The sequence below is a fragment of the Vibrio sp. 10N.222.52.B7 genome (assembly GCF_041474275.1).
GTDB lineage: Bacteria > Pseudomonadota > Gammaproteobacteria > Enterobacterales > Vibrionaceae > Vibrio > Vibrio crassostreae_C.
This window is the reverse complement of record NZ_JBFRTU010000145.1, coordinates 1,373-2,794: the sequence shown is the minus strand read 5'-3', so window position 1 is coordinate 2,794 and position 1,422 is coordinate 1,373. Positions and strand designations below refer to the sequence as shown.

3 protein-coding genes are annotated in these 1,422 nt (G+C 32.3%); all 3 read left to right on the top strand.

Translation table 11 applies throughout. The annotated features are described in order from the left end of the window. The coding region (locus AB4512_RS21815) for a hypothetical protein (RefSeq protein ID WP_372175637.1) at window positions 1-328 on the top strand (328 nt) is incomplete at its 5' end. Next, the gene (locus tag AB4512_RS21810) at window positions 328-1,143 is read left to right on the top strand and encodes a hypothetical protein (RefSeq protein ID WP_372175635.1); all 816 of its coding nucleotides are present in this window, start codon (window positions 328-330) and stop codon (window positions 1,141-1,143) included. The genes AB4512_RS21815 and AB4512_RS21810, both read left to right, overlap by 1 nt. Beyond that, a partial coding sequence (locus tag AB4512_RS21805) for a glycosyltransferase family 2 protein (protein WP_372175633.1) occupies window positions 1,137-1,422 on the top strand: 286 nt, incomplete at its 3' end. The genes AB4512_RS21810 and AB4512_RS21805, both read left to right, overlap by 7 nt.

Genomic DNA, 1,422 nt, shown 5'->3' with positions numbered 1-1,422 from the left:
ATCTAAAATGGATTTAAAGTTAAGTTATAATAACGTTAAATTAAATGAAAGTACGGGCATCATAAACTATTTTAAATATACTCGAAATTATTTATTGTTAAAACTGGATAGTAAAAATAGCAATGCTATTTTTCGGAAAGTTATCAATAGACTTATTATGAATTATTATCGTCCAGTTCAAAGTAAAAAAAATCGCTATATAAATGATGATGTTACAACACCTTTTAAAGTAAAGTTTGGAGGCGGGGTCATAGAAGTTGGAGGCCAGAGTTCAAAGCATTTGGCCTCTTTAGTCAGAATTATAAAATCTGAAGATTTTTCGAGGTGATGATGTCATTTAAAAGTAATATTCCTAACGCAGTTGAGCATTTGGAACGCCTCAAATCTATGCTTGAACAAAAAAAACCTTTTACTTTTGTTAGGTTTAGTGATGGTGAGACCGAAATTATTAGAAATCGAAAACTTGAGATATATAATGGTAAAACCGTATTCAGGGGAAAAGAAAGTAATAATAAATACCCTGTATATGATAACAAAAAATTCGATCCCTGCTCTGATCTAGACATTAGAGCAGATCTTATGTCTGCAGCAATTTTTAATGCTGAATATTATTACAAAGGCATACCTACTAGTCACAACAGAGCTTATTGGGACAAGGATTTGATGTTACGTTTGAATGGAGGAATAAATGGTTCCATTACGTTTTCAGATTTATTGATCAACTCTAATTATCAAAGATATCGAGAAGAAATAGTGCCGATATTTGGTAACTACTCAGATGTTTATGTTATATCTAACTTCAGAAGTCAACTTATTGGTGAGCTAGCTGGCTTTCATCATATCTCGATTCCCGATAATTTTTTTTCGTCATATCAGGAAGTAAAAAAAGAGACTCTAGACACTCTTATTTCGTTACCTCATGGTGCATTAGTTTTATCTTCTGCATCTTCATTGTCAAATATTCTAGGTAGTGAATTGTGTTCGTTACGGAGAGATATTACCTTTATTGATATTGGCACGTCTCTAAACGATTTACTCTCACTTGACTCTAAAACTCGAGATTATCATTCCCAGAGTAAAAACTATATTAAAAATATTATTTTGAACTTGATGAAGGTTAACAGGAATAAAATAAAATGGTAAAAAATAATCCGAAAATATCAGTAGTTTTGAATGCATTTAAAAGAACAGAGCATTTGGAAAGTCAACTTGATGCTATTGAAGCTCAGACGGTTAAGCCTGATCATATTTATGTTTGGCAAAACCATGGTGGTATGATCTCCCCGGAATTAAAAAAGCGCGTAACCTTGGTTGAATGTTCGGACAATTTGGGTGTTTGGGCAAGATTCGCTTTTGCTCTCAATTGTGACTCAGAATATATTTGTCTATTTGATGACGATACTATTCCTGGTAAAAAATGGT

What these genes read in the sequence shown, in the direction of transcription:
- AB4512_RS21810 (WP_372175635.1), top strand. Translation starts at nt 328, where the DNA reads ATGATGTCATTTAAAAGTAATATTCCTAACGCAGTTGAGCATTTGGAA.